This is a genomic window from Cellulomonas sp., assembly GCF_017744555.1.
Taxonomy (GTDB): Bacteria; Actinomycetota; Actinomycetes; order Actinomycetales; family Cellulomonadaceae; genus Cellulomonas.
Genome location: NZ_JAGIBD010000060.1, coordinates 1 through 7882, shown reverse-complemented (window position 1 = coordinate 7882; position 7882 = coordinate 1). Strand labels below are relative to the sequence as shown.

At 71.2% G+C, this 7882-nt stretch carries 8 protein-coding genes; 5 read left to right on the top strand and 3 right to left on the bottom strand.

Features of this window, described 5'->3' with window-relative positions:
* The 5 genes from J7523_RS19650 to J7523_RS19630 form a co-directional block, all read left to right on the top strand.
* A partial coding sequence (locus tag J7523_RS19650; RefSeq protein ID WP_291890384.1) for a sugar transferase occupies nt 1–204 on the top strand: 204 nt, incomplete at its 5' end.
* Nucleotides 205–289: 85 nt separating this feature from the next.
* Entirely contained in the window at nt 290–1114 is an 825-nt protein-coding gene (locus J7523_RS19645) for a glycosyltransferase (protein WP_291890382.1), read from the top strand.
* A gap of 116 nt (nt 1115–1230) precedes the next feature.
* Nucleotides 1231–2445 carry an O-antigen ligase family protein gene (locus J7523_RS19640; protein WP_291890380.1) on the top strand — a complete coding sequence of 405 codons (1215 nt, stop codon included), beginning with the start codon at nt 1231–1233 and terminating at the stop codon, nt 2443–2445.
* On the top strand, nt 2442–3533 hold the full coding sequence (locus tag J7523_RS19635) for a hypothetical protein (RefSeq protein ID WP_291890378.1): 1092 nt from the start codon (nt 2442–2444) through the stop codon (nt 3531–3533). The genes J7523_RS19640 and J7523_RS19635 overlap by 4 nt, the downstream gene beginning before the upstream one ends.
* The gene (locus tag J7523_RS19630) at nt 3530–4525 is read left to right on the top strand and encodes a glycosyltransferase family 2 protein (RefSeq protein WP_291890376.1); all 996 of its coding nucleotides are present in this window, start codon (nt 3530–3532) and stop codon (nt 4523–4525) included. Before J7523_RS19635 ends, J7523_RS19630 begins: the two co-directional genes overlap by 4 nt.
* 118 nt (nt 4526–4643) lie before the next feature.
* Here J7523_RS19630 and J7523_RS19625 read toward each other — a convergent pair whose 3' ends face one another.
* From J7523_RS19625 to J7523_RS19615, 3 genes are all read right to left on the bottom strand, one after another.
* Complete coding sequence (locus tag J7523_RS19625; RefSeq protein ID WP_291890375.1) at nt 4644–5891, bottom strand: oligosaccharide flippase family protein; 1248 nt, start codon at nt 5889–5891, stop codon at nt 4644–4646.
* A gap of 47 nt (nt 5892–5938) precedes the next feature.
* Entirely contained in the window at nt 5939–7513 is a 1575-nt protein-coding gene (locus J7523_RS19620) for a polysaccharide biosynthesis tyrosine autokinase (RefSeq protein WP_291890373.1), read from the bottom strand.
* Between the two features lie 179 nt (nt 7514–7692).
* Nucleotides 7693–7882: LPXTG cell wall anchor domain-containing protein (locus J7523_RS19615; protein ID WP_291890371.1), on the bottom strand; the 190-nt coding region annotated here is incomplete at its 5' end.

Genomic DNA, 7882 nt, shown 5'->3' with positions numbered 1-7882 from the left:
ACCTACGACCGTGCGGCGCACCGCCGGCTGCTCGTGAAGCCCGGGCTCACCGGTCTGTGGCAGGTCTCGGGACGGTCGAACCTCGACCCCCGCGCGGCCATGCGGCTGGACGTCGCGTACGTCGAGAACTGGACCATCGCCGGCGATCTCGTGATCCTCGCGAAGACCGCACGCGCGATGGTCGCTGCCGAGGGAGCCAGGTGAGACGGTCCGTGTCCGCGCGCACACCGCGACCCCGCTGGAAGGGACGTCGCCCCACCATGCCCCCCTCACGGGATTGGACCTGGTCATGACGACGCCACGTTGGTCACTCATCACGGTGACGTACAACAGCGCGGCGACGCTCCAGCAGCACTGGGCGTCACCACGACCACCGGACGTCGAGTGGATCGTCGTCGACAACCGCTCGCGCGACGGGTCTGCCGCGACCGCACGCGATCTCGGTGCCGACCAGGTGCTCGAGCTGCCGCGCAACGTCGGCTTCGGACGCGCCAACAACGCCGGTTTCGGGCAGGCGCGCGGCAGCTACGTCGCATTCGTGAACCCTGACGTCGTCGTCGACTTCGACTCGCTCTCCCGCCTCGAGGACGCCTTGGACACGCACCCGGGCCTGGTCGGTCCGCAGCTCGTGTACCCGGACGGAGCCTCGCAGCCGTCTGGTCGCGGCGTGCCGAGCCTCACCAACAAGGTGCTCAGCCGCCTGGGTGTCGAGCGGGTGCTGCGTCGTTACCACATCGAGGCGCGACCGGGCGAGACGGCCACGGCCGCGTGGCTCGTCGGTGCCGCCGTCGTCGCCACCCGTGACACCTTCGCGTCGTTCGGCACCGAGGGGCCGTGGGACCCGGCGTTCTTCGTCTACTACGAGGACTCCGACCTCGGCCTTCGTTCGTGGCTCAAGGGGACGCCCGTCCACGTGGTCGGCGACGCCCGCTGGATCCACAGCTGGGCCCGAGAGACGACGTCGCTCCGGCTGAAGCCCTGGTTGCTGGAGATGCGGGCGATGTGGACGTTCTACCGCCGCTACCCCGACCTCGTCGCGGGCGAGGCCCGCCGCGGGAGGTTCCGGGAGATGGCGGGGCAGTGGGGCACCAGGACGCAGGGCACGATCGCGTGACGACGACCACCGCGCGGCGGACCGGGACCCCTGCTTCTGCGTCGGTCTCTGCCCATCCTCGGGACGTCTCCGGACCTCGCGGTGCGGCGCGCCCGTTCCCCTCGGCGCTGTTCTTCATGACCTTGCTGGCGATCACCAGCCGCGGCCTCTTCGAGCTGGTCCTGGGCAAGACCGTCGGCTACGCCATCCAGGCGGGCGCGGTCGCGCTGTTCGCGGCCGTGCTGGTGGTGCGACACCGGGCGCGGCCCACCCCGCACTTCGCGACGATGCTGGGCCTGTGGTGGCTGCTCGTGGTGGCGTCGTTGCTGTCCGTCTGGGCGTCCGCTCAGCCCGGGCGAGTGGCCGGTGCGGCCATCTACGCCGTCGTCATGGTCTTTCTCGCCGGGCTGATGGTGCTCCTCGGAGGCCTCACGTACGAGTTCGGCCCGGGCCGCGGACCCGGGCCGGCCCTCGTGACCTGCGCCGCGATCATGGTCGTCGTCGCCCTCATGCAGCAGTTCGGCGGGCTCACGGTCTTCCCCGGGACCGACTTCGGCACGCTGCGCACGCAAGCTCGACCGCCGGCCATGACCGGGAGCTTCTTGCACTATCCCATCGCTCTGGGACTGATGTCCTTCGTCCTCCTCGGCATCCACGCCGTCCAACGCAGACGCCTCTACCTCGTCGCCGCAGTCGTCAGCATGGTCGCGGTGCTCGTGAGCTACTCCCGGTCAGGCATGGTCCTGATCCTCGCCGGTCTCGCCATCGGCGTCCTCCTGTCGCGCAGCTTCAGCCTCGTCGCCCGAGCGCTGGTCGCCGGCGGTGCGCTGGCCGCTGCGTTCCTGGTCGCCGCCCCCACCGACACGTACCTGCAACGATTCCTCAGCATCTTCAGCCCGGACGGCGCCGGCAACGCAGGACGGATCGACGCGTGGCAGACCCTCCTGGACCTGTGGTCGCGGTCGCCGCTTCTCATCGGCAGCCACGCGGGCGAGTACACGAACATCACATCGAACCTGGCACCGGGCGGAGCGGTGGCCTCACCCGAGTCCGGTGTGCTCCAGGTGCTGGTCAGCCTCGGTCTCCTCGGAGCCCTCGCCTACTACGGGTTGATGGCGGTCACCACGTGGGCCACCCCGGGCGAGGTCCCGTGGTTCCGTGCCGGGCTCCTCGCCGCGATCGTCCAGAGCCTGATCTACCAGTCCGTCGAGGTGCTGCCGTTCATGGCGCTGTTCGCCCTCACGCCGCTGCTCGCGCGTACCTCACGCACCCCGCCGACCGAAGGCGTGCAGGATCCGCAGCGACTGGCGGACGTGTCCGACCGACCGTCGACGAGGAAGGGTCACCCATGACGACACCACCACTGCCGCGGGCCAACCACCCACGGCACCGGGCGTTCACCTACCTCACAGGTCAGTACGACAACCTCGGCGACGCCCTGCTGCGGCGCGCCTTCATCTCCGAGCTCGCTCCCGTGGGCGAGTGGCACGTCTACGTCGGACATGCGCCGTCGGACTACGTCGGGGCACTTGACGTCCCTCCAGGGACGGTGCTGTACACCTCCCGGTCGAGATGGTTGGGATCCGCGGTGGCGACGCTCTGTCGGCGTGACCGAGGCACGTTCTTCGCCAACCCGGGTGAGATCTCGTCGACGCCTGTCGAGCTCGTGCTGGGCACGATGGGCGCCCTCCTCGCGGCAGCAGCCCGGGTCGGTGGCAACCCGGCGTTCCGGCTGGGAGTCGGCGCGCGTGACCGACGTCGCCCGCTGAGCCTCGGGCACGAGGTCGCCGCTCGGCTCGTCACGCGCAACGTGTGGCGCGACGCCGTCTCGCGCGACCTGTTCGGACGCGGTGACGTCGCGCCCGACTGGGCGTTCGCTCTGCCCGCCCGCGCGGACGGAGCGAGCCGCGACCTGGTCGTGCTCAGCTACCGCGGCGACCGGCCCCAGCCGTCGGACGCCGCGCTCTCCACGATCGTCGACTGGGCGGCGTCACGTCGGCTCCGACTCGCGGTGGTCGCCCAGACGCGTCGCGACCTCCCGGCGAGCCGAGACCTCGCAGGCCGCCTCGGCGCGCCGCTGCTTCACGCGGCGAGCGGCGACCTCACCGAGATCGAGTCCGTCGCCCGGTCCGCCTACGCCCGGGCGGTGGTCGTCCTCAGCAACAGGATCCACGCACTCATCGTCGCGGCGGTGGACGGGGCTGCCGTCGGTGCGGTCCTCGCACACCCCGACGTCAAGATCGCGAGGACGCTCGCTGCGGGACGACTCACGGTCCGGCCGGTCGATGACGAGGCCGGTCCCGACACGCTCACCAGCTACCTGGACGAGGTGGCGGCGTCGAGGGCCGTGCAGGCCGCCGCCGTCGACGAGGCAGCGGTCGTGCTCCGCGCTCTCGCCTCCGAGGTGCTGGGGACGCGCGAGCAGGTGGTCGCGCCGTGAGCGCCTCGTCTCCGACCGTGACGGTCGTGCTCCCTGTGTTCAACGCCGCCGAGTACGTCGGCACGGCACTCCGCGAACTCCTGCGGCAGACGTTCGACGACTTCGAGGTCGTCGTGATCGATGACAGGTCCACCGACGACACCTTGTCCCTGGTCGAGCAGATCGCCGCCGACGACGACCGCGTCCGCGTCATCGGTCTACCGACGAACGGCGGTGTCGCCCACGCGCGCAACGCGGCGCTGCGCGCCGCTCGCGGCCGGTTCGTGTGGTTCGTCGACGTCGACGACGAGTGGTCGCCGCGCTTCCTCGAGATCATGGTCGAGAACGCCGACCGTCTGCAGGCGGACGTGGTCGTGTGCGGCGCGGAGCACCGCTTCGGCCCCGCCCTGACGCAGCGTGAGGACGTGGCGCGCTACGACGACGCCGCACTTCTCCTCGGTCGCGATGCCGTGGCTTGCATCCTGCTCGGCTCCGGGGCTCTGTGGAACAAGCTGTTCCGACGCGAGGTGCTCACCGGTGACGTGTTCCCACCGCTGCGCTCGAAGTCTGACCACGGTGGGGTGATCCGTCTCCTTCCCGAGCTCCGACGGGTCGCCACGGTTCCCGAGACGTTGTACACGTACGTGCAGCGAGACGGCTCGATCAGCAACGGCGGCGTCCCGCAGCCGCAGAACTTCGTCGCCCTCCTCAACCTCGCCGAGGCGTCGCTGACGAAGCTCCCCGATCCGACCACGGTCAACGATCTCCGGGCACGGTTCCGGGCGATGGTCGTCGGACGCGCCCTGCGGGAGGCGTGGCGGTTCCCACGAGGGACCGACGCACTCGTGGAACGGCTGCCCTCCATGGTCCCGTGGCGAGACCTGCTCCTCCACGTGCGGGACGACAGGAGAACCCTGGTGACGTGCGCGGCGGCCAAGCTGTCGCCCCGTCTCGCCCGCCGCGCGTTCCGTCGTCTCGGGCGCGCGAGGTGGACGCCGCGCGGAGCTGTCTGAGTCGTCTCCGCAGCGGTCACGCACTGAGCCGAGACCGAGAGCGACGCACGGCCGGCACCGGACGCTCACCCGACGCGGCCCGCACCGGAATCTCGAGACACCGCTCGCCGCGAGCGCGCTACCGCGTCTCCGACGGCACGGGCTCGACTGCGTCCGACATGGCCGCTCTGTCGTGCGCCCTGGCAGCGGCGAACGACATCCAGAGGATGGGCACGTAGGCGAGCGTCCAGGCGATGGACGTCGCGACGCAGGCCGCGACGAGATCGCCGGTCACCGCGGAGGCGAGCGCGAGCGTCCCGAGGATGAGCGCCAACCGCCCGCACTGGAGGCCGAGCAGCTGACGCTCGTACCCGAGCGGGATGAGCAGGGTCGTCACCGGCAGCGCCACGAGCTGCAGGCTCAGCGGGATCGCGAAGACCGCGGTCACGATCCCCGCCTCTCCCCAGCCCGCACCGAGCACGGGCACCGCCAGGAGCGGCGCGCCGACCATGAGACCGGCGGCGGTGACCGCCGCGACCGCCGCGGTACGGAGCGTCTGACGTCGCAGCAGCGGGGCCAGTCCAGGTCTGCGCTCCCGGATGAGCGGTGCAGCAGAGCCGAGCGCGACCTGCGACAACGCCTGTCCGACGAGGGTCGTGGGCGCACCCCCGATCCGTTGCCCCACGCCGACGGTGGCCGAGGCCACCGGGCCCAGCACGACGAACGATCCGATGACCACGGCCTGGGACGAGGCGTTGGCCACCATCGCCGAGAGGATCGCGCTGACCGCGCGCTGCGAGCGACGAGCCCCGGCTTCGTCATGCGTCTCGTCCACCGACCGACGCACCACGGTGACGGCCGTCGCCACGCCTCGACCGAGGAGCAACGCGCCCGCGACGGCGGCCGCGGTCGGCACGGCCAGGGCCGTCAGCACTTGGAGCACCGCCGCGACGGAGCCCGCGAGCAGGTTGCGCGCCGCCAGCCTGCTCAGCGCGCCCTGCCGGATGAGGTAGGCGTTCTCGACGGTCATCAGCGCCGTCGAGAAGAGGATCAACGCGGTCGCCAGCAGAACGTCCGCAGCGTGCCGCAACGACACCAGGTGCAGCACCAACCCGGCGGCAGCCAGGACGGCCGTGCAGGCGCCCGCGAACACCACCGCGACACGGCGCTGCCGGCGCGTGTCCGCCGCTCGGCTGACGGGGATCAGGAGCTCGCGCCGCAGCGTGGCGAGCGGCTGGAGGACCAGAGCGATCGAGAAACCGGCTTGGTACGCCCCCATCTCGCCGGCCGGCAGAAGACGGGTCAGGAACGGGATCGCCACGACCAGCGCAACCTGGCCGACGAGCTGCCCGAGGACCAGCTGGCGCGAGCTCCCTCTCGTCGCCACCCGGGCCGCGCCGGCGCGGACGGCCCGTCTCCCGAGGGGCGGTGCCGTCACCGTGGACCGCGGACGTGCTGCGGCGGAGTCGACGCACGTCCCAGGCCCTCGTCCACCTCGGACCCGATCGGCATCGACACCGACGCCGCAGGCACGTCGACCGCCTCGAGCGACGAGCCGTCCCGCGGGGGGAACCCTGGTCGCGCCACCGCGGGCGTAGCCGCACTCGCGAGCTCCGTACGCGCACCTCGGGTCCTGCGAGCACCGGCGGAACCGTCACCGGCCTGTTGCGAGTACTCGTAGTACACGTACGCGCTCGAGCGGGACTGCGGCTCCCGGTTCACCACGACACCGAGGGTGTTCGCCTCGACCCGGTCGAGCGAGTGGATCGCCTCGGCAAGCTGCTGCCGGTGCGTCTTGCCCGCACCGACGACCAGGAGGACACCACCTACGTACTTCGCGAGCACGGCAGCATCGGTCACCGGGAGGAGTGGCGGCGTGTCGATCAGGACGACGTCGTGATCACGGACCAGCTCGTCCAGCACAGCCGTCATCGCGTCCGAGCCGAGCAGCTCGCTGGGGTTCGGGGGGACCTGGCCCGACGGCACCACGCGGAGCAGGCCGTTGCCCCACGGCTGCACGACGTCCTCCACGGTCGCCTGCCCGATGAGGACGGTCGTCAGTCCGACGCCGCCCTCGATGCCCAGGTACTTGGCGATGCTCGGCCGCCGAAGGTCGGCGTCGACGAGCGCGACCTTGCTGCCTGCGTCCGCGAGGGCGATCGCGAGATTGATGGTGGTGGTCGACTTCCCCTCCCCGGGCAACGACGACGTCACCACGATCGAGGACGGGCGGCTCGCGAGGTTGAGGAACTGGATGTTGGTACGAAGACGACGGAAGGACTCCGCACGCGCGCTGTGCGGCGCGTCCTGGACGATCAGGGGCCGCTCCGAGGCGTGGTCGTCGAGGCCGATGACCCCGACCACCGACACGTCGGTGAGCTGCCTGACCGCAGCCGCCGAGCGGACGACCGTGTCGAGCATCTCGCGGACGATCGCGATGCCTACACCGATCGCCACACCCAGGAGCAGGCCGAGCGCCAGGTTGAGCTTCGTGTTCGGCACCGACGGGACGGTGGGTGCCGCAGCATTCCGGACGACGGTGAGCTTGACCGTGGAGGGACTGCCGTCGGTCGGTCTGTCGAGGTCGGCGACGACGCTGCGGAACTCCTCGGCGATCGTGTCGGCGAGCGCGGCCGCGACGGCCGGGGACTCGTCGAGCACCTCGATGTTCACGAGGGACGAGTCGGACGGCGACGTCGCGGAGACGCGTTCGGCGAGCGACCCCGCCCGCAGCCCGAGACCGAGGTCGTCGATCACCGGGCCCAGGACGAGCGGGCTGGTGACGATCGACGTGTACGAGGCCACCTGCTGACGAGTGAAGTTCGACCCCTGCAGCAGGTCGTTGGTCGAGGTCCCGCCCTGCACCGACACGTAGAGCTGCGTGCTCGCCGTGTACATGGGGGTCGTGAGCAGGCTCGCGCCGACCGCGATGACCACGCCGGCCACACCGAGCGCCGAGATCGTGAGCCAACGCTTCTTGAGAATCGACAGGTAGTCGCTCAGCTCCATGTGCGGGTACCGCTCCGATCTCTCATCGGGTGCAGGTGCGCGAGGCACCTCGAGACATCCAGCTGTCGCCTCGTCTCGCCATTCGGCCAGACGAGCGGAGGAAGGCCCTCACACGTCCGCGTGAGGGCCTTCCCGTCCGACCTCGAGAACTTCGGGCACGCCAGTGGTGGCCGGGGACTTCAGCGCCCCGTGCGCACGTCGTGACGTCGCTTGTTCGCGTAGACCGCGCCTGCCGCACCCGCGGCGAGCAGCGCGCCCGCCCCGAGCGCGATCGGCAGCGGGTCCGAGCCGGTCTGGCTCAGCCAGCCCCGGCTCGACGACCCGCCCGTGCCCGCCGCAGATCCCGCGCCCCCTGCCGCGGGGCCGGGG